Below are 24,005 nucleotides of genomic sequence, written 5' to 3' on the forward strand. Positions count from 1 at the left end.
CAGCTCGATACCGGGTCAACAGACGGCACGCGCGATCAGACGATCAGCGGAGTCCAGCCCCTACGCCTTGCGACACTGGAGGATCGAGGCATGCGGCTTTTCGACGTACGCCTGGAGCGCTTGTGGCATGTCGGCCGTGCCATATCGCGCATCAAGCGCCGGATTCGTCCATTGAAGGGAGGTCGCGCCTGCCTTGCCTAGGGCTGCGCCGATGGCGTCCTCGGACCAGTACCAGGCATACACGCTCGCGTCATACTGTCGGTAACGCAGATCCAGACGCAAACGACCGCCTTCCTCATAGGGGTGCAGCGGATCATCCGGCGTCAGGGTGAATCCGCATGCCGCGTAATAGCCGGGATCAGGCTCGAAACGCGCGTGGATCGGCAGGGCGATCAGCCTTCCGCCAGGACGAAGCGGCGCCATCATCTCGGCGCACATCTGATCCAGTTCTGCGCGTGATGTCGCGTAGGGAAGCACATAAACCGCCAGCACCACATCGAACGCACCCTCGCATTCCGGTCCGAGGCTTGAGCGGAACTCGATGGGGACGCCATCACGCTCCGCGCAGCGGCGGGCGTAGTCCAGCATGCCGTCCGCCAGATCGTATCCAACCACACGACGTGCGCCTTCGGCCTTCATGGTGCGTGCGTAGAATCCGCTGCCGCATCCGTAGTCGACCACATCCAGTCCCGCGAGCGCCCCCAACGCATGTTTGACGCTGGGTGTCTCGATGTGCTCGCGGAATGGCCAGGTCGCCAGATCTTCGTAGAGAGCGCCAAGCTGATCGAACTGATTCGCCGATTCCTTGCTCACGTGCCACTCCTTTGCGCCTAGGTTGTGTACCCCGATGCAGCGGTGCGAATGCTGGACAACGCGGCGTTGTTAAACCGTGATGTCTGTTATGAATCATTGAAAATTCATCTTCGATAGCAACGCGGCACGCAACAAGTAACTCTGGTTACTCGGCTGCTCACCTCGAATGCGCCAGTTCACGTGTTTACGATGGCTATCGGTGAACCCTCCCTGGAATTTCACAGGCCACAACGGGCAGGGATTCCATCAGGGCGCGATGTGCGGCTTGGAGATGGACCGGAGCCGGGGCGATTCAATCTGATTGCGGCGCCTGGATAAAGTATTCGAGATATCGAAGCACTTCACGGAAGACGCAACTCCCCAACGAGGCATAGGCGCTCACTGCAGGAGCGACGCAAGTCACGACCGCAGATTCTCGGCGACAGTGCGCCATCGGCCGAGAATGACCCTGTTCGGGATGTCGGAACGCGTGCGCTCGCGACTTGCGTCGCTCCTGCAACGGAACGCAACGGTTTACGCCACCCGCGTGCGGCGGGCACGCTCCAGGTGTACCAGCAGCAGCGAGATCGCGGCGGGCGTCATGCCGGGAATACGCTGGGCCTGGCCAATGGTTTCGGGCTGCACGCGCTCCAGCTTCTGCTGCACTTCGGCGGACAGGCCGCGCACGCCGGCGAAATCGAAGCCGGTCGGGATGGGCGTGGATTCGTTGCGCTGCTGGCGCTCGATCTCGTCGCGCTGGCGGTCCAGGTAGCCGGCGTACTTCACGCCGATCTCCACCTGTTCGGCCACCCGCGCATCCTCCACGCCGGGGCCGATCGACGGCACGGCCACCAGCTTGGCGTAGTCCAGTTCCGGACGCTTGATCAGGTCGAGCACGTTGGTCTCGCGGCTGACCTGCACACCGAGCGTGTCAGCCACTTCGCGGCCCAGTGCATTCCCGGGCGTGGCCCACAGCGCCCGCAGGCGGCCGGTTTCGCGCGCGATGGCTTCGCGCTTGGCGTCGAAGCGCTGCCAGCGAACATCGTCCACCAGTCCCAGCGCGCGACCCGTCTCCGTCAGGCGCAGGTCGGCATTGTCCTCGCGCAGCTGCAGGCGGTACTCGGCACGGCTGGTGAACATGCGGTACGGCTCCTTCGTCCCGTGCGTGATGAGGTCGTCCACGAGCACGCCCAGGTACGCCTCATCGCGGCGCGGCGTCCAGGCCTCTTTCTGCTGCACGAAGCGCGCGGCATTGAGGCCGGCGAGCAGGCCCTGCGCGGCGGCTTCCTCGTAGCCGGTGGTGCCGTTGATCTGGCCGGCGAAAAAGAGGCCAGCGACCGCCTTGGTTTCCAGCGAAGCCTTCAGGCCGCGCGGGTCGAAGAAGTCGTATTCGATGGCATAGCCCGGGCGCGTGATGTGCGCGTTCTCCATGCCGCGGATGCTGCGCACCAGTGCCAGCTGCACGTCGAACGGCAGCGACGTGGAGATGCCGTTGGGATAGATCTCGGTGACATCCAGCCCTTCCGGCTCGACGAAGATCTGGTGGCTGGCCTTTTCGGCGAAGCGCACCACCTTGTCCTCGATGGACGGGCAGTAGCGCGGGCCGATGCCTTCGATCTGGCCCGAGTACATCGGCGAACGATGCAGTGCGCCGCGGATGATCTCGTGCGTCTGTTCGCTGGTGTGGGTGATCCAGCACGACACCTGGCGCGGATGGTCGGCCACGTCGCCCAGAAAGGACATCACCGGCAGCGGATCGTCGCCGGGCTGTTCTTCCATCACCGAATAGTCCAGCGAGCGACCATCGATGCGCGGCGGCGTGCCTGTCTTCAAGCGATCGACGACGAACGCGCCTTCGCGCAGGCGCTGGGCCAGCGCGGTGGCCGGAGGATCGCCCGCGCGGCCGCCGGCATACTGGGTTTCGCCCACGTGGATCTTGCCGGCGAGGAAGGTGCCCGCGGTCAGGACGACAGCCGCGGCATCGAACCGCAGGCCAGTCTGCGTGATGGCGCCGCGCACGACGTTGTTCTCGATGACCAGATCATCGACGGCTGCCTGGAACAAGGTCAGGTTCGGCTGCGCTTCCACGGCGCGCCGGATCGCGCTGCGGTACAGGGCGCGATCGGCCTGGCAGCGCGTGGCACGCACGGCAGGGCCTTTCGACGCGTTGAGGGTGCGCCACTGGATGCCGGCCCGGTCGGCCGCCCATGCCATCACGCCCCCGAGCGCGTCGATTTCCTTGACCAGGTGCCCCTTGCCGATGCCGCCGATGGCCGGATTGCAGCTCATCGCACCCACGGTTTCCACGTTGTGGGTCAGCAGCAGCGTGCGTGCGCCGGCACGCGCGGAGGCCAATGCGGCTTCGGTGCCAGCATGGCCGCCGCCGATGATGATGACGTCGTAGTGGTGGAAGCTGGCATTCATCGTGGGAGTCCGGTACCTGCGCGGATGTCGACAGGCAATGGGATTGGGTCGGGCGGATCCGGCATGCCGGGAGGGCAAAGTTGGCACGCTTCCTGCTGTATTCCCGTGCACCCGTCGTGGCAAGCGACCAGGGGCGCCGGGCTGGTAATTGGAACAGGGGCCAGCCATGCGCACGCCGGGGATGCCGAGGGGCCGGTAGTCGGGGGACTACCGGCCCCTTTTTTATGCGCGCAGGATAGCAGAGACAAGAAAAAGCCCGGCATTGCCGGGCTTTTTGCAGAGGCGCCGACGCCCGGCAGGGCCGGAACAGGGGGGATCCAGATTTCCCCACCGGACGTCGACATTGAACCTTTATTGCCGCTTACGTCAGAAAGCGACGCAACCGGTCAACTGATTGTTCGGAGCCTGCGACGACGGCGAGGGGAAAGCAACGGAAGAACCCCGTCAGGGGGCTGTTTCAGCGCTCCAGCTGACGGGTGGCATTCTCCGAGCGTCCGGATGACGGTCGCGGCGGCGGCGCTGGACGCTCCACTCTGGCCGGTGCCGGGCGCTCCATGCGCTGTTGCGGCCGCTCGACCGCACGCGGCGCGGAGGGCGAAGAAGTCACGCGGGGAGGACGATAGCCACCCTCACTCACGCGTGGCTGGTTGGGCGATGGCATCACGCGGGGCGGGCGATAACCCCCTTCACCCACGCGCGGCTGGCTGGGGGAAGGGATGACCTGGCCGGGACGATTCGGGACCATCGGCTGGGAACCGCCTTCGCGCCAGCGACCGGTGGGGTCCCGCCACGGCGGCGGCCGGTTGCCACTTCCCCCGTTGCCGGGCGGCTTGGGGGTGTTGTCGCCGGGACGCGGCGGCCGGGGATGGTGGTGCGGCGGGTAATAGGGGTAGTGAGACCCGTAGTAGCCGTAGTACGGATAGCCGTAATAGCTGCTGTAACGATAGGGTCCGCCATACCCATAGCCACCATACGACCCGACGCCACCGTAGTAGCCGCCGTAGGGATCGTAGTACTGGGTGCTGGGCCGACCGTGGTAATAGCCACCCGGTGCGGTATCACCCACGTAGTCATAGGTCGCACAGCCGCCCAAGGCCAGGCTGGCGAACGCGATGGCGAAAAGAGATGTGCGCTTCATGGCGGAACCCCCGTTACTTTGCCTTTGCAGCATCTGCCCGGCGCATTGAATCAGTGCTTAACCCCTCCGGCTCCGTCCGGGCGCGGAAAGCCCGTCAACACAGGTCTGGTGGACGGGTGATGCGTTAACCTTTCTGCATGCCGATGCCCTTGCCCACCTTCGACGACGTCCTCGCCGCTGCCGCCCGTATCGCCCCCCACGCACACACCACCCCCGTCCTGCACTCCAGCGCACTGGATGCCCTGGCGGGCTGCGTGCTCCATTTCAAGGCTGAACCGCTGCAACGGACGGGGGCATTCAAGTTCCGCGGCGCCTGCAACGCGGTCTGGGCGCTCGACGACGCGACGGCAGCGCGTGGCGTGGTGACGCATTCCTCGGGCAACCACGGCGCCGCGCTCGCGCTGGCGGCACGGACGCGCGGCATCGTGTGCCACGTCGTCGTGCCCGAGGGCGCGAATGCCGCGAAACTGGACAACATCACCCGCTATGGCGCCCACCTGCACACCTGCGCGCCGACGATAGCCGCCCGCGAAGCGGCGGCTGCGCGCGTGCAGGCCGAAACCGGCGCCAGCCTGATCCATCCCTACACCCATCCGCACGTGATCGCCGGCCAGGGCACGGCAGCGCTGGAACTGCTGAACGCTCACAGCCCGCTGGATGCCCTGGTCGCACCGGTCGGCGGCGGTGGACTCCTCTCGGGTACCGCGATAACCGCTGCCGCGACGACCATGAACTGCCGCATCTTCGGTGCTGAACCGGAAGGGGCTGCCGATACCGCCGATTCGCTGGCGGCCGGTGAGCGGCAGGTCGACTTTGTTCCCGACACCGTGTGCGACGGCCTGCGCGGTGCGCTCGGCGAACCCAACTTCGCCCTGCTGCGCATGCATGCCGTGGAGGTGTTGACCGTGCCCGATGCCGAAACGCTCTCCGCGATGCGGCTGCTGTGGCAATGCCTGAAGCTGGTAGTCGAGCCTTCGTCCGCCATCGCATTGGCGGCGATCCTGCGGCACCGGGAGCGCTTCGCCGGGCAGCGGGTCGGCGTGCTCCTGTCCGGCGGCAACGTCGACCTGGATGCGCTTCCCTGGGAGGCGGCGGCATGAGCACGCGGCGGCGCAAATCGAAGCGTGGCCTTGCGGGCTGGATGTGGCGCCTGCTGTTGCTTGCCCTGGTGTGGCTGGTCGGCGTGGCGGCCTACATCGTGTGGGTGGGGCAGCGGGACGATGCGGCGCGTGCCGATGCGATCATCGTGCTGGGCGCCGCCGCTTACGACGCCAAGCCATCGCCCGTGTTCGAGGAGCGCATCCGCCATGGCATCGATCTGTACAAGCGCGGCATGGCACCGACACTGATCTTCACCGGCGGCTACGGCGGCTCGGGCGCACGCTTCTCGGAATCGCAGGTCGCGCGCCGCTACGCGTTGCGCCAGGGCGTGCCGGAGAAAGCGATCCTGATCGAGTCGCTGTCACGCAATACGCACGAGAATCTGCGCCAGGCATCCCTGCTGATGCACCAACACAACCTGCACAGCGTCATCATCGTGAGCGATCCACTGCACATGGCGCGCGCGCTGCGGATCAGTCGCGGCCTGGGCATCCGTGCCGTCGGTTCGCCCACGCCGACCAGCCGCTTCCGCACGTTCGCCACGCGTTGGCGCTTCCTGTTGCAGGAAGTCTATTTCTTCCATCGCGACCGCCTGCCACGCTGAAGGCCTGGCGTATCATCGGTGCGTCGCCCTCCCCCCGGGAATCCACCATGAAGATCGACGGCACGCGCCGGCAGGATCGCGCCACCGAACTCGTCCTCAGCTACTACGCCGCATTCAATCGCGGCGACTGGGCGAGCATGCTCGCATTGCTGACAGACGACGTGGTGCACGACCTCAACCAGGGCGCACGCGAGATCGGGCGCGACGCCTTCGCCGCCTTCCTCGGCCGCATGAATGCCAGTTACCGCGAACAGCTGCGCGACATCGTGGTACTGGTCACGCAGGACGGCCAGCATGCCGCGGCCGAATACGTGGTGCATGGCGAATACCACCACACCGACGAGGGCCTGCCAGCCGCGAGCGGCCAGACGTACATGCTGCCGGGTGGTGCGTTCTTCGATATCCGCGACGACCGCATCGCGCGCGTCACCAACTACTACAACCTGCAGGACTGGATCGCACAGGTCGGCGGCTGATTCCACAGGGTGCACCCGGTGGCGCCGGATGCGCGCGATCGGGGCGGACGCCCCGCCTACAGCTTGCGTCTGATCGGGATCTTCGCCAGCGGTACCGTCGCGATGTCTTCTCCCTGCCCACGGATCGGAGCACCCGGCGGCGGCGCCCAGGCGTGTGCGTAGATGACATCCCAGGTGCTGGGCAGCTTGCCGTCTGCCCGCCGCAGCGGTTCGTACGCGCTGGCAGCGGCGGTGAACCGCGCACGCCCGGTCAGCGTATGCCGGCGATGCTGCAGGGCGTTGGTCGCGCCCATCGCGCGCAGCTCGCGCATCAGGGCCGGCAGGTCGTCGTAGGTCAAGGTGAAGCGGTCGCGATCGAGCACCGGATCGCGGAAACCGGCCATCATCAGCGCATCGCCGAACTGGGCGATCTGCGGGAATGGACTGACATGCGGCACGGCATCGGCATGCGCGAAGGCATCGCGCAGCTCCTGGAGCGTCTCCGGCCCGAAGGTCGAGCACACCAGCAACCCGCCGGGTTTCAGCACGCGACGGAACCCGTTGAATGCGGCAGGCAGGTCGTCCACCCATTGCAGACTGAGATTGCAGAACAGCACGTCCACCGTCCCTTCGGCCAATGGCAATGCGCGCAGGTCGGCACACACACGCTGGAACGGCTTCCACCAGCCGGATTGCTTCTTGGCTTCGCGCAACATCGGCAACGCCAGGTCCAGCGCGACCACCTGCGCCTTCGGCCAGCGCTTGCGCATCGCCGCCGCCGCGTGTGCGGGGCCGCACCCCACGTCCAGCACCACGCTGGGCGCTGAGGCGTCCTGCCCTCTTCGCAGCGTGAAATAGTCCAGCGACTCCATCAGCCGCTTTTCCACTTCGTGCTGCAGGGCCGCTGCCGCGTCGTAGCCGGCAGCGGAGCGCGAGAAGGCGCGCCGGATATGGCGCTGATCGAAGGTGGTCATGCCGCCACCTCCTGTGCCAGCGACTGCATGAAGCGATCGACTTCTTCCGCCACCCGGTCGGCGTGCCCCAGGAACGGCGCGTGCCCGCCCCCGGCGATCTCGACGAAGTGCGCCTGCGGCGCGAGCGCTGCCGCCGCACGCATCGCCTTCGACGGCACCAGCAGGTCGCGGCGACCGGCCAGCCACAGGCTGGGCACGGACAGCGCGGGCAGCGTCGCGCGCATGTCGGATTGCTCCAGCAATTGCAGGCCCGCCTGCAGCGCTTCGGGCGCGGGTTCGCCGCGCGCATAGAGATCGTGTTTCAACGTGCGCAACTCGCTGCGCGCATGTTCGGAGCCGATGGTGTCCAGCGCGAGAAAGCGCTCCAGCGTGCCCGCGTAATCGTTGCGCAGATCGGTGCCGAACTGCGCGAATACGCTCGCATCGACCGCGTGCGTCCATGCGTCGCCGCGAACGAAGCGCGGGGTGGAGGCGACCATCGCCAGTCCGCGCACCTGCGGCGACCGCGCGGCGGCCTGCAATGCGAACAACCCGCCCAGTGACCATGCCAGCCACACCGCGGGCGGCGTGCTGGCGAGGATGGCATCGGCGGTGGCGTCCAGGGTCAGCGCGACGTCGCTGCCACGACTGTGGCCATGGCCGGGCAGGTCGACGAGATGGAGGGTGTAGCGGTCGGACAGTCGCTGCACCAGCGGTGCGAACACCCCGCCATGCAGCGCCCAACCGTGCAGCAGCACCAGGGACGGGCCGTTGCCGAGGGATTCGATATGCATGTGCGTATTGTCGCCGATCCCGCCCGGGGCGGGATCACGCGGACGGGATGGCGCGTCGCGTCAGGCGACGGCGCCGTGCACGCGCTGTACCGCATCCCATGAGCGCGCCAGCGTCGTCACCAGTCCATCCACGTCCTGCGGCGAGTGCAGGGCGGACAGGGTGATGCGCAGGCGCGCCTTGCCGTCCGGCACGGTGGGCGGGCGGATGGCCGGTACGAGGTAACCGGCACTGTCCAGCGCGGCGGACAGGGCCAGCGCATTGGCGTCGCTCCCGCACAGCACCGGCTGGATCGGCGATTCGGAAGCCATCAACTGCAGGCCCGCGCGCTGGGCTCCGCTGCGGAAGCGATCCACCAGCGACTGCAGCTTCTCGCGGCGCCAGTGGTCGCGGCGGGCGTGCTTCACGGCGACGCGACTGGCCGCCGCCAGCGCCGGCGGCAGCGCGGTGGTGTAGATGTAGGGGCGCGCGGTTTCAGCGAGATGCTGGATCAGCATCTCTTCGCCCACGACGACGGCGCCATAACCGCCAAGCGCCTTGCCGAGCGTGACCAGCTGCAGGGGCACGTCGGCCACGCCCATCCGGGCTTCCGCCACGCTGCCGCGGCCGTCCGGCCCGCGCACGCCGACGCCATGCGCGTCATCGACGAACAGCAATGCCTGCTGCATGCGCGCCACCAGGCTCAACGCACGCAACGGCGCAGTGTCGCCGTCCATGCTGAAGACACCGTCCGTCACCAGCATCGCTGCGCCATCCGCCTGCAGCTTGAGCTGGCGCAATGCGCCTTCCGGGTCGAGGTGCGGGTAACGCCGCAGCCTGGCACCCGCCAGCCGCGTCGCATCGAGCAGGCTGGCGTGGTTGAGCCGGTCCTGCACGCAGACGTCCCCGTCTTCCAGCAGGGCCTGCTGCACGGCGAGGTTGGCGAGGAAGCCACTGCCGAACAACAGCGCACGCGGATAGCCCAGCCATTCCGCGATGTCGCGCTCGAGTCCTTCGTGGGCGGCGTGGTGGCCGCTGACCAGATGCGACGCGCCCGCGCCCGCGCCTTCGCGCGCAGCAGCGTCCTGCAGCGCATTGGTCACTTCGAACTGCTGCGCCAGGCCCAGGTAGTCGTTGCTGCTGAACTCGGTCAGCCACCGGCCATCGACCTCCACGCGCACGCCGTCGCGCCGGCTGACGATGCGGCGTGTGCGCTGGCGCGCCAGCGCCACGCGTTGCTGGCGCTGGGCAAGGATGCGGTCGTGCAGGTCAGGGCGGGTCATGGTGTCGGCACCGGATACGGAGGATCGCGTCGACGGATGCGACCGGGACGCGGCGACGCCGACGCGCCGGTCCGCGATGCCCGCGCCGGCGTGATGGCCTTCGTCCTGCCCCTGTCGTTCCCCCGACTACGCCGCCTGGCCGCAGTGCGGCGCAGGGTGGGTGATGTCGGCATGCACCGTACCGCTGCCCGGGGCATCGGTTCTGTGATGCTCGTGCACGTTTTCCACCTGCACCCTCATCGGCCGCAGGCCCAGGCGTGCGAACAGCGTCTGGTCGCGCTCGGTGTCGGGGTTGCCGGTGGTCAGCAGCTTCTCGCCGTAGAAGATCGAATTGGCGCCGGCCAGGAAACACAGCGCCTGCAGCTCGTCGCTCATGGCCTCGCGTCCCGCCGACAGCCGCACCATGGAGGCCGGCATCGCGATGCGGGCGACCGCGATGGTGCGGACGAATTCGAACGGATCCAGTTCGGTCGTCCCGTGCAGAGGGGTGCCCGCCACCTGCACCAGCCGGTTGATCGGCACCGAGTCCGGATGCGCGGGCAGGTTGGCCAGCGCCTGCAGCAGGCCGGCGCGCTGGTCGCGCGACTCGCCCATGCCGACGATGCCGCCGCAGCAGGTCTTCATGCCGGCATCGCGCACATGCGACAGCGTATCCAGGCGGTCCTGGTACTCGCGCGTGTGGATGATGTCGCCGTAGAACTCCGGCGCGGTGTCCAGGTTGTGGTTGTAGTAGTCCAACCCGGCGTCCTTCAGCGCATGTGCCTGCTCACCGCTGAGCATGCCCAGCGTGGCGCAGGTCTCCAGGCCCAGGGCCTTCACGCCGCGGATCATCTCGGCGACCTTCGGGATGTCGCGGTCCTTCGGCGAACGCCAGGCCGCGCCCATGCAGAAGCGCGACGCACCCGCCGCCTTGGCCTGCGCCGCTTTCGCCAGCACCTGTTCGGCATCCATCAGTTTCTGCGCGTTCACGCCGGTGTCGTAGCGCTGGGCCTGCGGGCAGTACGCGCAGTCCTCCGGGCATCCGCCGGTCTTCACCGACAACAGGGTCGAGACCTGTACTTCGGCGGGATCGAAATGGCGGCGGTGCACGGCCGATGCCCGGTGCAGCAACTCGGGGAACGGCAGGTCGAACAAGGCCAACAGCTCCTCGCGCTGCCAGTCGTGGCGCATCACCGGCGCATCGCTCGAAATGTGAGAGGACATGGTGGCCTTGGGGAATTAGAGTCGGAGAAGTCTGGAAACCGGGCTGCGCCCTGTCAACCGCATGGATGCTCTGAAAGTTGACGGCTTTTATCGATGGGCCAGCACGCTGCTGCTTGCTCCACGCTGCCTGGTCTGCCGCGAACGTGGTGCCAACGGCATCGATCTATGCGCGTCATGCACCGAACAGCTTCCATGGAACAGGTCTTCCTGCCTTCGCTGCGGATTGCCGATGCCGGCCTCCGGGGAATGCGGAGACTGCCTGCGGCAGCCTCCCGTGCTGACGCACACCCGGGCGGTATTCGTATACGGCTTTCCGCTGGACCGGCTGGTCCCACGCTTCAAGTTCCACCGCGACCTCGCCGCCGGGCAGCTGATGGCGGAGCTGATGGCCGGGGCCCTCGCTTCCGCGCCAAGGCCGGAGGCGATCGTGCCCGTGCCCCTGCATGCACTGCGCCTGCGAGAAAGGGGCTACGACCAGGCGCTGGAACTCGCCCGCCCGCTGGCCACCGCACTCGGCCTTGCCCTTCGTACGGACCTGTTGCAACGCACACGGTCGACACGGGCGCAGTCGGAGCTGGACGCCGAACAGCGGCGGCGCAACCTCGCTCGTGCATTCACCGCACGAGACACTGCATCACTGCCCGGTCATGTGGCGCTGGTCGACGACGTGATGACCACCGGCGCGACTTTGCATGCCGCCGCACATGCGCTGCTCAGGGCTGGCGTGCGACGCGTGGATGCGTGGGTCTGCGCACGCGTGCCGTGACCGGCACGCCGCAGGTCAGGGCGCGCCGGTGGCCGTGACCCGGCATTGCAGGGTCAGCACGATCTGGCCCGACACCGGAAAACTGGCAATCGGTATGCCGGCACCCTGCAGGTCGGCCACCGGCACGGTGGCACCCGGGCAGAGTGCGCCATTGGAGGCGGCGCAGCTGGCCGTGGGGCCCGGGTCGGCGCAGGCCAGGCCGCTGCCGGGCGTATCGAAGATCCGCATGCCATCAGCCGCACTGGGACCGTTGTTGATGGCGGTCAGGGTGAAGGTCGCGACATCCCCCGAGGTGACGGCGACGGGCGTGGCCACCTTGCTGATCGACACGTCCGCACGTGGAATCCGCACGTTGCGGAAGCGGCAGGCCAGCTGGTCGCCCGCCACCGGTGTGATCGCAAACGAGGCAGCACTGCCACTGGGCGCCTGGCCACCGCTGCGCGCGTTGGTGCAGGCATAGGTCGTGGTGTAGCCGGCCAGGTTCGCACCCCCTGCACCGGCCTCGGTGAAGGTGTAGCTGCTGCCCGCCGTGGCGGGGCTGACGATCGCCGTCTGCGCGGGCGTGTTGGTGGCGCCGGTCGTGGTCACCGCCGCGCCTGCCCCTGCACCGGTTCCGGCAATGGTGAGCGCGAACTGGTCCGTGGCCTGCAGGCGACCGTCGGGCAGTTCCTTGCTCAGGCGCAGGATGGGCCGCGCCGTGTTGGTGATCGTGCAGACGATCTGGTTGTTGGCGGCGGGCGTGACGTTCCATGTCGGGGCCGCACCCGCGGGCGTGAACGCCACGCCGTTGCGGGTGCAGCTGATCGACGCGGTATAGGCACCCGCCAGTGTGGACGCGCTCCCGCTCGCCATCACGTCACGCAGGTAATACGTCGTGCCCGTGGTGACGGGCAGCGCACCGGTGCTCGCCTGCTGACCGACGCCGCTGCCGGAGGTGGTGGCCTCGCGCACGGTGCCCGCCGCCGACGTTGTGCCGATCTGGACCGTGAACTGGTCGCTCGCGTCGGCGCGCGGGGCGCCCAGCGCCTTGTTCAAGGTGATGGTGGTGCCGTTGCCGGTGATGGAACCGTTGCAGCCGGTCGCGCTGGCCGCCGCGCCCGGATCGCGGAACGCAGTCGCCGGAATGATCGCGGTACCGCCGCCCGGCAGCGTCCAGCGCAGGCGAGCGAAGTTGATGCCGCCATGGTTGAGCCAGTAGACGCGCACCAGCGCGCAGCTGTTCGCATTCGTCGCGGTGAAGCTGCCCAGCGTGGCGTACGTGGTCTCGCCCGCCGTCCAGTCGTTGACCACCCCTACGGGGACGTCATACGAGGCCGAACGGTAGTTGGTGTTGGCGTAATCGCTGGAGAGCCCGATTTCGACGTTGTCGTCGTGGGCAATGCTGAGGTTGTAGGTGCCCGCCTGCGGGAACTGGATCAGCGCGTATGACACTCGACCCATGGCCTGGAGGCCGCAGGACGTGGCACTGGCCACTGCGCTGTCGATGCTGCAGAGGTTGTAATCCGCCTGCCGGTAGTTGATATCCGTCGCGGTGCCGGTACGCACGGCATTGGCGGCGTTCGCAGCGATCGCACGCAGTGCATTGAGCCGGTCCGCGCCGGTACCGGTGTTGTTCGCGAACGTGGGGCGACCCGCCGGGCCAGTGTAGACAGCCCCGACACGCGAATTGCCACGGTAGTCCTCCCAGCGCACCGTCTGGGCGGCCGCATTGCCCAGGCACAGGGCCAGCAACATACCCGCCAGCCAACGCCCGCTCCTCATCGAAGGGAACCCTGCGATTCCCGCCCCCCTGTCATGTTTCGCCATGGTCACGCGTTACGTGATGTCACCCTTTGGAAATGAGAAAACTATCACGCTTTTCGCGGCGGATCATGAAGACCACCAGCCCCCCGGAACCGACAGATCCAGCGCCAGACCGGCAAATATCGCCGCGCCTATCCAGTTGTTGTGCAGGAACGCCCGGAAGCATGCCTCCCGTCCCCGGTGGCGGGCCATGACGAACTCCCACGCGACCAGGAGCGTGGCCACTCCCAGGGCCGCCCAGTAACAAGGGCCCAGGGCCGCCTGTCTTCCCACCAGGTACAAGGCCAACAGCACCAGCGCATACAGGACGCCCTGGATGACCAGATCAAGATCACCGAAAAGGATCGCGGTGGACTTGGACCCCGCCCGGATATCGTCCTCGCGGTCCACCATCGCGTACCAGGTGTCGTAGGCGGTGGCCCACAGGATGTTGGCGCCATACAGCACCCACGCCACCGGCGGCACCTCGCCCTGCACGGCAGCAAACGCCATCGGGATGCCCCAGCCGAAGGCGAGCCCCAGGTAGACCTGCGGCAGATAGGTGTAACGCTTCAGGTACGGGTAGCTCGCCGCCAGGAAAACGCCGACGACGCTCAGCCAGGCGGTGAGCCTGTTCAACGTCAGCACAAGCCCGAAGGCCACCAGCATCAGCACGGCGAACACCAGCAACGCCTCGCGCCCACTCACAGCCCCGGTCGCGAGAGGGCGATCGCGGGTGCGTTCCACCTGCGGATCCAGCCAGCGGTCGGCGTAGTCGTTGATCACGCAACCCGCCGAGCGCGTCAGCCACACCCCGGCCGTGAACACGAACAGCGTCCACAGCGGCGGCACGCCATCGGAGGCCAGCCACAGCGCCCACCACGTGGGCCACAGCAACAGCAACACGCCGATCGGACGATCGCCGCGCACCAGTTTCCAGTACTGCCCCAGTCGCTCCCGCCAGCGCGGTACTGCAGCCGCTTCAAAACGCTCGTATGTCATGTCGGAAAGGGTAGCAGGCCCGCCGCCAGCCCCCGATTCCCCCGCCTGCACGTCGAAGTGGGCCAACCTGCCGGTTTGCGGCTAGAATGCCCGTCCCGTGCGCCTGTAGCTCAGCCGGATAGAGTAGTGGCTTCCGAAGCCATTGGTCGGGGGTTCGAATCCCTCCAGGCGCGCCATTTCTCCGCAGCATCGACGCGCGGGGCCACGAAAGCGCTACCCTCACCGCGATGGGTCCCGGTCCGCTCGCGCATCCACTGCATCCTGCCTTCGTGGCACCTGACGCCGTGTCCTTCCCCGACAGTCACCGATGTCCGACCTAGCGGCCCGCGCGCTTGAACTGTTCGACGCGTACGTCGATCTGACACCGTCGCAGCGTTGCGCTGCCTTGGCACGGCTCAGGAAAAGCGACCCCGCACTGCACGATGCCCTGCACAGGCTGCTGGTCGCCGACGCCGCAGAGCACGCGCTGCAGAGCACCGCGTTCGACGCCCTCATCGGTCTTCCGGAGCACGACGATGCCGACCTTTCCTCGTCGCGCATCGGCAACCGCCTGGGACCGTGGCGCATCGACGGCGTGCTGGGAACCGGCGGCATGGGCACGGTCTACGAAGCCAGTCGCGTCGATGGGCAGTACAACAAGCGGGTCGCACTCAAATGCATCCGTGCCGAGATGTCCTCGCCGGCATTGATCGATGCCTTCATGCGCGAACGCAACCACCTCGCGCAACTCGATCATCCCCACATCGCCGCCCTGCTGGACGGCGGCATTGAGGAAGATGGTCGGCCCTGGTTCGCGATGCGGCTGGTGGATGGCATCTCGATCGATCTCTGGGCCGACCAGCAACGCCTGACACTGCACGAGCGCGTGGCGCTGCTCCTGCAGGCGTGCAAGGCGCTGCAATACGCGCACGCGCACGGCGTGCTGCACCAGGACATCAAACCCGGCAACATGCTGGTATCGACGGACGGACGCGTCCATCTGCTTGATTTCGGTCTCTCCACCGTCATAGACGGACGGGGTGGCGCCTCGCCCCCCCGGATCGCAGTCTCCCATGGCTACACCTCGCCTGAAGTGCTCGCGGGTGGGACACCGTCCGCGGCCAGCGACATCTACTCGATCGGCGTGGTGCTGTATCAGCTGCTGGTCGCGGATTGGCCGCGCCCACTGCCGCCACTGCATGCCAGCCTCGTCGCGCAGTCAGCAACGCCGGTGCACGCGCCCTCCGCATTGGCGGTCGCGGCATCGGCCGACGTCGCCTGGAAGCGCAAGTGCGGCAACGGCCGGCAGCTGTGCAGACGCCTGCAGGGCGACCTGGATGCAATTGCGTTGAAGTGCGTCGCTGTCTCGCCGGACGAACGCTATGCCGGCATCGCTGCCTTGGCCGACGACCTCGAGCGCTGGCTCGGCCGGCAACCGGTGGCAGCGCGCAAAGGTGGCCGTCGCTACGTCCTGCAGCGTTTCCTGCAACGCAACGCGCTCGCCAGCGTGCTGGCCGTCAGCGTGATCGTGGTTGCGGCGACCGGCGCCAGCGTGCTGGCATGGTTCCATCTTCGCGACCGACAGGAGATGCGTGACATGCAGGCGGTGTCCGCCCTGTTCGAACAGACACTGGGGGCGGCAACTCTCTCGGGACTCGCCGAAGCACGCCCTTCCTCCCGGCAGCTGCTCGAGAAATCCGAAGCGCACCTGCGCGAACTCCAGCTGCAGTCCAGCCCCGCCATCAAGGCACGAGCCCTCGCGTCGCTGGCGCGCAGCTACGCGTTGCTCGGCGATTATGAGCATGCCCTTGCACTGGCCGGTGAAGCCAATCTCCTGCTGGCGGATGATCGCGCGCACCAGTCCGATACACAGGCGATGCTCGCTACCCTGCTCAACCTCCAGTCCCGCCACGCCGAAGCGCGCGACGTCGCCGCAGCGGGCCTGCAGCAGGCGACTTCGACACGCCCGACCGCCGACATGACCACGCTCGGCCTGTTGACGGAGTTGGCACGCGCGAACTGGGGCCTGGCGGAATACGACGCTGCGTTCGACGCCCTGAACTTCGCGCAGGAAACTGCCGCCGGCATGCCCTCACGCGTGGCGCTCGACACCCATGTCGAACTGCTCATCCTGCGCGGCCAATGGCACCTGCAGCTGTTGAACCTGCCCGAGGCCGCCCGCGACCTTCAACGCGCCATCGACCAGGCGGGCACGAGATCTCCCGCGCTGGCAGACAATGCCCGCGAAGCGCGCTTGTCCCTGCTGCTGTCGCAGGCGCGTCATGCAGAAGCCGGCGCGCTGGCGGAATCACTGCTGGCCTCGCGCCGCCAGCGACTGGGGTCGACGCATCCGGACACCGTGCGGAGCGAACGACTGCAGTTGGAAGTGAAGTACCAACAGCCCGGCGGGGAGGCCATCCAGCCCGCTGCGGTAGAAAAGGTGCGCGAAGCGATCGTCGGGGCTTACGGAACGCGGCACCCCGAGTACGCACGCCTGCTGATGCTGGAGGCCCGTCTGCGACTGCACGAAGATCCAACCAGTGCACTCGCCCTCGCCAGCCAGGCCTCCCAACTGCTGGAACAGATGCTCGGCCCGCGCCACCAGGCCACGCTCGCAGCCAAGGAAGAACAGGGTCGCGCGCTCATCGCGGCCGCGGGCCGTCAGTCAGACGCCGATGCCAGCGCCTCGTTGGCGCAGGCCATTGGCCTGCTGCAGGAGGTCGTCCACGCCACCCGCCAGCACCACCAGCCCTCCCCCGCCGCCAAGTACTGGCTGGCGCAGGCGCTGATCCAGCGGGCCGGCCACAGCAGACCTGCAGACCTGGATGACAGGCAGCTGGCGGAAATCCTGCTGCAGGATGCGTTGGTGGAATCGAGCCGCCACCTCGGTACCCGTCACGCGATGACGACGCATATCCGCCAGTCGCTGGTGCGGAACTACCAGCCGGATACATCTGATAGCGCACCAACAGCCCTTGGCCCCTAGGCCTCGGGCTCACCAACGCGTGGGCATGCGCGCGCCGGACGACGCTGCCGGGCGATCCTTCGCCCGTGATGAGGTCAGTAGGTTCCGACCAGGTTGAGGAACCAGCCCTTGTGGTCGTAATCGAAGTCGGTCAGGTCGTCGCTGAAGTCGGTGAAGTTGTAGCCCACGCCGACGCGGAAATTCTTGTTGAGGTCGCGGTCGACGCCCACCAGGAAGCCCTGCTTCGTGCCGCCGTTGTCGACGTCGAGCCAGCGATACTCGGCCAGCGCGTGCCACTGCGTGCGCAGGTCGTATCGCACCTGCGCCGCTGCGAACGTGGTCGCCGAATCCAGCCACGCACCCGTGCCGCGCCCCATCCGCACCTCGCCCTCGCGACGGGCCAGCTTGCCGGCGAACTCCCAGTGCTGATCCCGCTTGTAAACGCCCTCGAACGACAGGATCTGCGACTTCTGGTCGTACTCCGCGCCACCCAACTGGCCCAGCGTGGCCAGGTCGTACAGATACGTGTAGCGGCCGAACAGGCCCCAGCGCTGGCTGTTCCACGGGCGATAGGCGAAGCCCACGTTGCCTTCGATGAACTTCGCGCCTGCCAACGGATTGAGCTGGTCGTCGGTATCGGCGTAGTTCAAGCGTGCAGCGATGCGCCAGCTCTCGTTGATCTTGTGGGTCAGGCGATTCGTGCTGACCCACTGCTCACGCTGCTCCGCGCCGGTGTCCTCGCGCCACTCCAGCTTGCTCTGCCAGTCGGTATCCGGCGAGGTGCGCCCGCCGGACACACTGATCGCCCGACGATCGACATTGCCGCCGGTCGAGTTCGTCAGCTCGCCATCGGACAACGTGAAGCCCATGTTCCAGCCCTGGGCCGGATAGAAATCCATGCCGAAGGTGTGCGCCAGGCCCGACTCGTTGCGCTCCTTCAGGAACTGGCTTTCGTTGTACAGGTTGACCTGGTTGGACAGGCGCCAACGCTGGCCCAGCGTCCAGCCATTCTGCGCATTGCGGGTGAACAGCGAGTCGTAGGCCGTGGTGTCGGTGGAATACGTGTAAGCGCCGTACACGGAATGCTCGGCCGTCAGGCGATGCTCCGCCGATACGGTAGCGCCTTCGCCACGGTCGCCCGTGGTCACTTCCGCGCCCACCGACGACTGGTTGCCGTACAGGTACTTGCCGCCCAGCGTCAGCGCGTTGTTGTCGGCGTACTGCCCCCCATCGTCATCCAGCGTGAACTGACCGACGCCGTATAGTTCCAGCGTGCTTCCGAAGCGATGCTGGTACTTCAGGGCGCCCAGCGTGCCCGCGGCGTCGGCCGACGTGCTTTCCTGATCCACACGACGCAGTTCGGCGCTGAACGTACTGGCATCATTGATGCGCCATTCCAGCGTGGCCTGCGCCTGCGTCAGTGATTCCGCACCACTCTCGGCCCGCGTGTAACGCGTGTACAGGCCCAGATTGGGGGTGAACTGGCCCAGCAGCTCGGCACCATACTCGGTCACCGGACGACCGGTGTCGTAGCGCGAGATCGAGTAGCCGGCACTGGTATTGCGCCACCAGGCCCCCACGCTCCAGTCCTGTTCCGTCCAGCCCAGTTCCTTGAAATTGGCACGGGCTTCGAGCGACTTGGCCTCGCCCTCGCGGAACATGGCCGTGTTGTTCTGCTGGATGAAGCTCAGGCCACCGTTGTCGGAGAAGAACACGGGGGCGCCGAATGATTCGGTCTGCGCGTACTCGGCCTTGACATAGGTGCCCTTGCCCGCCTGCAAGGTGAGGTCACCGGCAGCCAGCGTGTAGTCCTGCCCCGCCCGGTTCTCCTGCACGTAGGTGGCACCCACGCCCACATGGTTCCCGAACCAGTGCTTGCCGCGGAAGCCGGCGGTGACATCGTCGGCATCGAAGCCGGACGGCACCCATTCGTAGTCCACGATCAGGCGTTGCTCGAAGCCGTCCAGCGGCGTGTCGCGCGTCAGCGTGGGAATGTTCTCGCGGGTGATCTGCGTCAGCGGGCGCGTCAGCAGGATGCGGCCCTGCAGCTCGTCGATCTCGTAGTCCGCGCCACGCTGCAGGACCACACGGTTTTCCGTGCGGCCTGTGGTCAGGTCGCGGATCTCGAGCGTCACGATGTCCGAGCCCGGCAGCAGGTCGGTGTGGCGCAGGTAGTAGAGGCTGCCGCCCGTACCGATGAATTCGTTGTGGCCGGGTGCCGTTTCAGCCTGCGAGCCGAACATGCGCAGTTTGGTTCCCGGGTCGCCCCAGCGGTTGGTGGCGATGGAACGCCAGTTCAACGCTGCGCCGTACAGCGAGCGCTGGTACTGAGCGTACTCGGTGCCGCTGATCCCGGTGCTGTAGTTGCCCCACAGCGCCTGATTCTTGTCCCAGTCCACGCGCAGGTAGAAGCGCCCCATCGTATCCACGTCACGATAGGTCGTGGAATCGTCGCCATACACCGGGTAATAGAGGTCCGGATCGAGGCGGCGGAACACATCCTGCGGGTCGGCCTGGGTGAAGCCATTGAACAGCCGGTCGAGATCGCGCTGGGTCGTGTCGGCCTGCGCGGTCACCAGGTACTTGCCGCGGTACTTCGCCTTGCCATAGAAGGCCAGGCGGCCATCGCTGATGACATCATCCTCATAGCGGTTGTCATTTGCGAACGGCTCAACCGAACCGCTGACCTTGTTCTGCGCGATCGTAACGTCGGCCAGGCCGACGCCGAAGAAATAGCGCCCGGTGACGTCCACGTCCAGGGTGTGGGAGCCCGTGGCCGAATCCTTGTCTCCGGCGCTCTCGCCACTCAACCCGATATCGAAGCGGTGCCGACCGACGGGCACGAGGTACTCGGCGACGAACTTCCGCTCCTGGTCGACCGGATAGCTTTCGCCATTGATCGTCAGCGATGCCGTCTGCGGAATGTTGCGACCCTGGATACGGATGCGGGAGCCATACATCGCGATGTTCTGCTGGCGCAGCCCGTTGTCGGCGAACACGTTGTCCAGCAGGCTCTGCGCTTGCGCTTGCGCTTGCTCGCCACTCAACGCGCTGCCCAGCGAGCGTTCCACGCTGTCGCGCAGCAGGTTGGTACCGCGCTCGGCTTCTTCCGGCGACACCAGCTGCAAGGTCCGCGGACGGGTTTCGTCGAAGCTGTCGTTGTCCCCGTAGGCGCGCAGCACGTACACCAGCTCGTCACCCTTGCGGAAGGGGTACTTCGACGGCAACGCACCCTCCCACTCCACGCTGGTGACCGCCGCAACCTCCATCGGAATGGTAGCGATCGGCTCGATCAGATCGCCATCGCTGCTGCGATACAGCGATATCTCCAGGCGCCTGATGAAGGCAGGATAGTTGCCCCGCGCATAGAACTGCACCGGCTTGGTGATGCGTTCGCCATCGAACGCCACCACCGACGGGGCAGAAACCGACAGCTCGGGCTGGCCCAGTGTGGGATCTTCGGTCGCCCAGATGGCGCCGCCTCCAGGCAGATCGATGGAGAACTTGCCCACGGCGGTCGCCTTGCCTGGCTGCTCCATTGCCACGGTGACGCGGCGGTCCGGCTGGAGGGCCTCCGACGATGAACGTTCGCTCGTTTCCCGCGTGACCGGCTTGTCGTAGCTGCGAGTCCTGAGGCGGAACAGCAGACCCTCCTCTCCCGTGCACGTCTCGGCGTTGCAGTCCACCGGCGCGGCCATGCCTTCGGCATGGTCCTTCGCCGCCTGCGTACCTGCATCCGTCTGGGCGCCCGCCAGCGGGGCCGTGCCCGCCAGCAGACTGATCAGCGTGAAATCCAGCAGCTTCATCTTCATACGCTTCTTCATGACACGCCCCCTCACTTCCGTACGCCGACAGGGGCTGTCGGATCGTTACTGGCTTCCACGCGGACCTTCGTACGTATCTCCGGACTCAGGCGTTTGGCGAGCGCTTCATAGACCGCCTTGGCACGGCGCATGCCGAGCGCGACGTTGTAGGCGTGCGACGCACGCACGTCGGTGTGGCCGACGATCGCGATGCTGCCGCCCCCCATCCTGTCCAGCGCGGCCGCCACATTGTCCAGCAACGGCTCGAACTCCGGACGGATGTTCGATTTGTCCGTGTCGAACAGCACCGTTCCAAGCAGGGCACCCCCTTCATCGACACCGACGATCAGCGAGCCCGGATCGTCCACGTTGCCGCGCGCACTCACCACCAGGCCCTTGGCCGCTTCGCCATCCAGCCTGGACAACAGGGCCGCCTTGACCGCGTTTGCACGATCGAAGGCCAGCACCTCGCCATCGGCATTCGCATTGATGACCACTTCACCACCCTGGTACTCGCGCACCTTGGCTGCCATGGCCTCGATCACCGGCAGATACTGCGGGCGGACCTCGGCGCTTCCGGGCGCGAAGAACACCTCGCCCATCTCCAGCTCCACCTGTTCGCTGCCGCCTTCGATGACCTGTTCCGGCACCTTCACGCCGAAGTCGAAGCGCACCGGCACGCCCGGGGTGATCCGGCGCAACAGGGGGTTGTCGGTGGTGAACTCGGCGCCGGCCGGCAGGGTGGACGGGTCGACCTTCAGGATGAAGTTGCGACCACGCTCCCACGCACCGCCCGACACACCTGCCAGGTGGTAGCGACCGTACTGGTCGGTTTCGATCAGCAGGCCCTCCACCGAGGCGATGCGCACACCGGGGATGCCGCGCTCATCGATACCGGCGTTGCGGATGACGTAATCCACCACGTAGCCACCTTCGGACTGCGCCACACGACGCTCGACCGTCGGCGTGGCGGCATTCAGGCCCTTGGCCGCTTCACCGGTCTGCTCGACGCGGGTATTGCCCGCCGCATCCATGCGCACGGTGACACCCTGGTTGCTGGTCAGCACGAAGTCATCGGTGAAGCTCAGCTCGTTCAGACGCTGGCGGATCACCACTTCATGGTCCTCCGCCGGGTCGGCCACCGACTGGCGTCCGCTGATCGCACCGACGGCGATGCCATGCAACAACGGCGAACTCGCATCCGGCTCCGGCTGCGGGCCGGTGCCACGATCCACGGTGGTGGAGTTGGCGACGTAGGCGCCCGGGGCAAAGCCGCCCTGCACCTTCACGCCACTCAGCGCGGCGCTGTCCTGCCAACCATCACCGTCGCGGTCGTTGAACACGGTACCCAGCAGCAGGCTGTCATCCAGCATCGGATCGGCCGTCAGCACCACCTCCGCGGTAGCGACATTGGACACCGGATCATCCGTCGCCGAGCGCACCTGTGCCTGGTTGACGTGGGTGCCCGGACGGACGCCCGCCCCCACCCGCATCACGTAGACCAGGGTGGCGGTCTCGCCGGCCGCCACGTCCACACCGCCGAAGCGGAGCGGGCTGCTGCCGGAAACCGTCGCCATGGCATCGGCATCGTTCGCCAACAGGGAGCCCTCGACGTAGCTGAAGCCCGCTGCCGGTGTATCCACAACGTTGCCGTTGACCAGATCGGTGCTGCCCACGTTCTCCACGGTCAGCGTGTAGCGGACCAGATCGCCGATACGGACCTCGCGCGCGCCTGCCACCTTGCTCAGGCGGATCTCCGGCGCATCCAGTTCATGCTCCGTACTGCAGGTGGTGCAGACCGGCGGCTCGCCACCGCCGCCCGACGCGACCACATGGTTGCCGACGATGGCGCCCGCGTTCGCATTGACGACGGCGTCATAGCTCAGCGCATGCACACCGGCGGCCGTACCTGCGGGCAAGCGGCAGGTCAGCGTGGTGCCATCGAACATGCAGCCCGCAGGCAATGCGCCCAGCGTCAGTCCGCGGTCCGGCGTATCCACCAGTACCAGTTCTTCGGTCAGCGCGGACGCGCTGATCGCGACCGACAGGGTGTAACGGACCGTCTGGCCGATATGCACCTGTGCACCCGTCCCCGGATCGGAGGACTTCGTCACGGTCACGCGCGGCTCGGCCACCGGGGTGACGGTATCGCAACGATCGGCACAGGTCGGCGTGTCGTCACCGGTACCTACCACCGCATTGTTCACCGTACCCGAGGCCGCGGCATTCACCGTGGCGGTATAGGTCACCGTGTAGATGCCCGGCACCGTGCCCGCAGGCAGCGTGCACACCAGCGGGTTAGTGCTGTTGCAGGTGTACGCACCGGCATTGGTCAGCGCCACGAAGTCCAAGCCCGTGCCCAGCGTGTCGGTCAGTACCAGCTCCGCCGTGGTAGCGGCATTGTTCACCGTCGCCGTCAGCGTATAGGTGATCGTGTCGCCTACGCTGACTTCCGTCTGATCCGCAGGCAATGCCGCGCCCTTCGCGTACGTCACCAGCGGCGGCAGCGGCTCCGTGACCGGCGTTTCGGTGCTGCAGCTGCCTGCGCAGGTCGGCGCGTCGTCGCCGGTGCCCACCACGGCGTTGTCCACCGTGCCTGAGGCCTGGTCGTTGACCGTGGCAGTGTAAATCACCGTGTAGGTGCCCGGCGCCGTACCGGCCGGCAAGGTGCAGACCAGCGGGTTGGTATTGCCGCAGGTGAAAGCGCCCGCCGTCACCGTGCCCAGATCCAGTCCCGGGCCCAAGGTGTCGGTCAGGGTCAGCTCGGCCGTCGTGCGGGAATTGGTGATCGACAGGCTCAGCGTATACGCCAAGGTATCCCCTGCCGAGACTTCGGTTTGCCCTGCTGGCAGGACAACCGACTTGCTGTACGTCACCGCAGGCGCCGTCACCGGCGTGCTGGTGCCGCAGTTCGTCGTGCAGGTCGCGTTGGTGCCGACCACGGCGTTGTCCACCGTGCCCACGGCCTGGGCATTCACCGTCGC

Annotated in this window: 15 protein-coding genes, 1 tRNA gene and 1 pseudogene; 6 read left to right on the forward strand and 11 right to left on the reverse strand. The window is 67.0% G+C overall.

Annotated elements, in window-relative coordinates; genetic code table 11:
* Nucleotides 1-60 precede the first annotated feature (60 nt).
* The 3 genes and pseudogenes from IB223_RS18665 to IB223_RS18935 form a co-directional block, all read right to left on the reverse strand.
* Nucleotides 61-813 carry a class I SAM-dependent methyltransferase gene (locus tag IB223_RS18665; RefSeq protein WP_192203289.1) on the reverse strand — a complete coding sequence of 251 codons (753 nt, stop codon included), beginning with the start codon at nucleotides 811-813 and terminating at the stop codon, nucleotides 61-63.
* A 513-nt stretch (nucleotides 814-1,326) separates the two neighbouring features.
* Nucleotides 1,327-3,216, reverse strand: a complete 1,890-nt coding sequence (mnmG, locus tag IB223_RS18670; RefSeq protein ID WP_192203290.1) for a tRNA uridine-5-carboxymethylaminomethyl(34) synthesis enzyme MnmG — start codon at nucleotides 3,214-3,216, stop codon at nucleotides 1,327-1,329.
* Nucleotides 3,217-4,039: 823 nt separating this feature from the next.
* Nucleotides 4,040-4,354: pseudogene (locus tag IB223_RS18935) on the reverse strand (hypothetical protein); the annotation flags it as partial.
* Between the two features lie 137 nt (nucleotides 4,355-4,491).
* Between IB223_RS18935 and IB223_RS18680 the strand changes: the two are divergent.
* From IB223_RS18680 to IB223_RS18690, 3 genes are read left to right on the forward strand one after another with little or no spacing between them, the layout of a single operon-like run.
* Nucleotides 4,492-5,454: a pyridoxal-phosphate dependent enzyme gene (locus IB223_RS18680; protein WP_192203292.1), complete on the forward strand. Its 963-nt coding sequence runs from the start codon at nucleotides 4,492-4,494 to the stop codon at nucleotides 5,452-5,454.
* Entirely contained in the window at nucleotides 5,451-6,059 is a 609-nt protein-coding gene (locus IB223_RS18685) for a YdcF family protein (RefSeq protein WP_192203293.1), read from the forward strand. Before IB223_RS18680 ends, IB223_RS18685 begins: the two co-directional genes overlap by 4 nt.
* Nucleotides 6,060-6,106: 47 nt before the next feature.
* Entirely contained in the window at nucleotides 6,107-6,535 is a 429-nt protein-coding gene (locus IB223_RS18690; RefSeq protein ID WP_192203294.1) for a ketosteroid isomerase-related protein, read from the forward strand.
* 56 nt (nucleotides 6,536-6,591) lie between these two features.
* Here the strand turns inward: IB223_RS18690 and bioC are convergent, their stop codons facing one another.
* From bioC to bioB, 4 genes are all read right to left on the reverse strand, one after another.
* A complete protein-coding gene (bioC, locus tag IB223_RS18695) occupies nucleotides 6,592-7,488 on the reverse strand; it encodes a malonyl-ACP O-methyltransferase BioC (protein ID WP_192203295.1) in 897 nt (298 codons plus the stop codon).
* Nucleotides 7,485-8,261, reverse strand: a complete 777-nt coding sequence (gene bioH / locus IB223_RS18700) for a pimeloyl-ACP methyl ester esterase BioH (RefSeq protein ID WP_192203296.1) — start codon at nucleotides 8,259-8,261, stop codon at nucleotides 7,485-7,487. The genes bioC and bioH overlap by 4 nt, the downstream gene beginning before the upstream one ends.
* A 60-nt stretch (nucleotides 8,262-8,321) precedes the next feature.
* Complete coding sequence (bioF, locus tag IB223_RS18705; RefSeq protein WP_192203297.1) at nucleotides 8,322-9,521, reverse strand: 8-amino-7-oxononanoate synthase; 1,200 nt, start codon at nucleotides 9,519-9,521, stop codon at nucleotides 8,322-8,324.
* Between the two features lie 126 nt (nucleotides 9,522-9,647).
* Nucleotides 9,648-10,724 (reverse strand): biotin synthase BioB, encoded by a 1,077-nt coding sequence (gene bioB, locus IB223_RS18710; RefSeq protein ID WP_192203298.1) that lies wholly within the window; start codon nucleotides 10,722-10,724, stop codon nucleotides 9,648-9,650.
* A 61-nt stretch (nucleotides 10,725-10,785) separates the two neighbouring features.
* On the opposite strand from bioB, the gene IB223_RS18715 reads away from it, so the two are divergent.
* Nucleotides 10,786-11,490 (forward strand): ComF family protein, encoded by a 705-nt coding sequence (locus tag IB223_RS18715; RefSeq protein WP_192203299.1) that lies wholly within the window; start codon nucleotides 10,786-10,788, stop codon nucleotides 11,488-11,490.
* Between the two features lie 15 nt (nucleotides 11,491-11,505).
* Here the strand turns inward: IB223_RS18715 and IB223_RS18720 are convergent, their stop codons facing one another.
* Together IB223_RS18720 and ubiA are read right to left on the reverse strand one after the other, a co-directional pair.
* Nucleotides 11,506-13,224 carry a DUF11 domain-containing protein gene (locus tag IB223_RS18720; protein ID WP_192203300.1) on the reverse strand — a complete coding sequence of 573 codons (1,719 nt, stop codon included), beginning with the start codon at nucleotides 13,222-13,224 and terminating at the stop codon, nucleotides 11,506-11,508.
* Between the two features lie 135 nt (nucleotides 13,225-13,359).
* Nucleotides 13,360-14,274, reverse strand: coding sequence for a 4-hydroxybenzoate octaprenyltransferase (ubiA, locus tag IB223_RS18725; protein ID WP_192203301.1), 915 nt, complete (start codon nucleotides 14,272-14,274; stop codon nucleotides 13,360-13,362).
* Nucleotides 14,275-14,373: 99 nt separating this feature from the next.
* On the opposite strand from ubiA, the gene IB223_RS18730 reads away from it, so the two are divergent.
* Nucleotides 14,374-14,450 (forward strand) — tRNA-Arg (locus IB223_RS18730).
* 131 nt (nucleotides 14,451-14,581) lie between these two features.
* Nucleotides 14,582-17,239, forward strand: coding sequence for a serine/threonine-protein kinase (locus tag IB223_RS18735; RefSeq protein ID WP_192203302.1), 2,658 nt, complete (start codon nucleotides 14,582-14,584; stop codon nucleotides 17,237-17,239).
* Between the two features lie 74 nt (nucleotides 17,240-17,313).
* On the opposite strand, the gene IB223_RS18740 is transcribed toward IB223_RS18735, so the two are convergent.
* Both IB223_RS18740 and IB223_RS18745 read right to left on the reverse strand, forming a co-directional pair.
* Nucleotides 17,314-21,042 (reverse strand): hypothetical protein, encoded by a 3,729-nt coding sequence (locus tag IB223_RS18740; protein WP_225591213.1) that lies wholly within the window; start codon nucleotides 21,040-21,042, stop codon nucleotides 17,314-17,316.
* A gap of 11 nt (nucleotides 21,043-21,053) precedes the next feature.
* Nucleotides 21,054-23,834 carry an isopeptide-forming domain-containing fimbrial protein gene (locus IB223_RS18745; RefSeq protein ID WP_192203303.1) on the reverse strand — a complete coding sequence of 927 codons (2,781 nt, stop codon included), beginning with the start codon at nucleotides 23,832-23,834 and terminating at the stop codon, nucleotides 21,054-21,056.
* Between the last annotated feature and the right edge of the window lie 171 nt (nucleotides 23,835-24,005).

Source organism: Pseudoxanthomonas sp. PXM03, assembly GCF_014852005.1.
In the GTDB taxonomy this organism is placed as follows: Bacteria; Pseudomonadota; Gammaproteobacteria; order Xanthomonadales; family Xanthomonadaceae; genus Pseudoxanthomonas_A.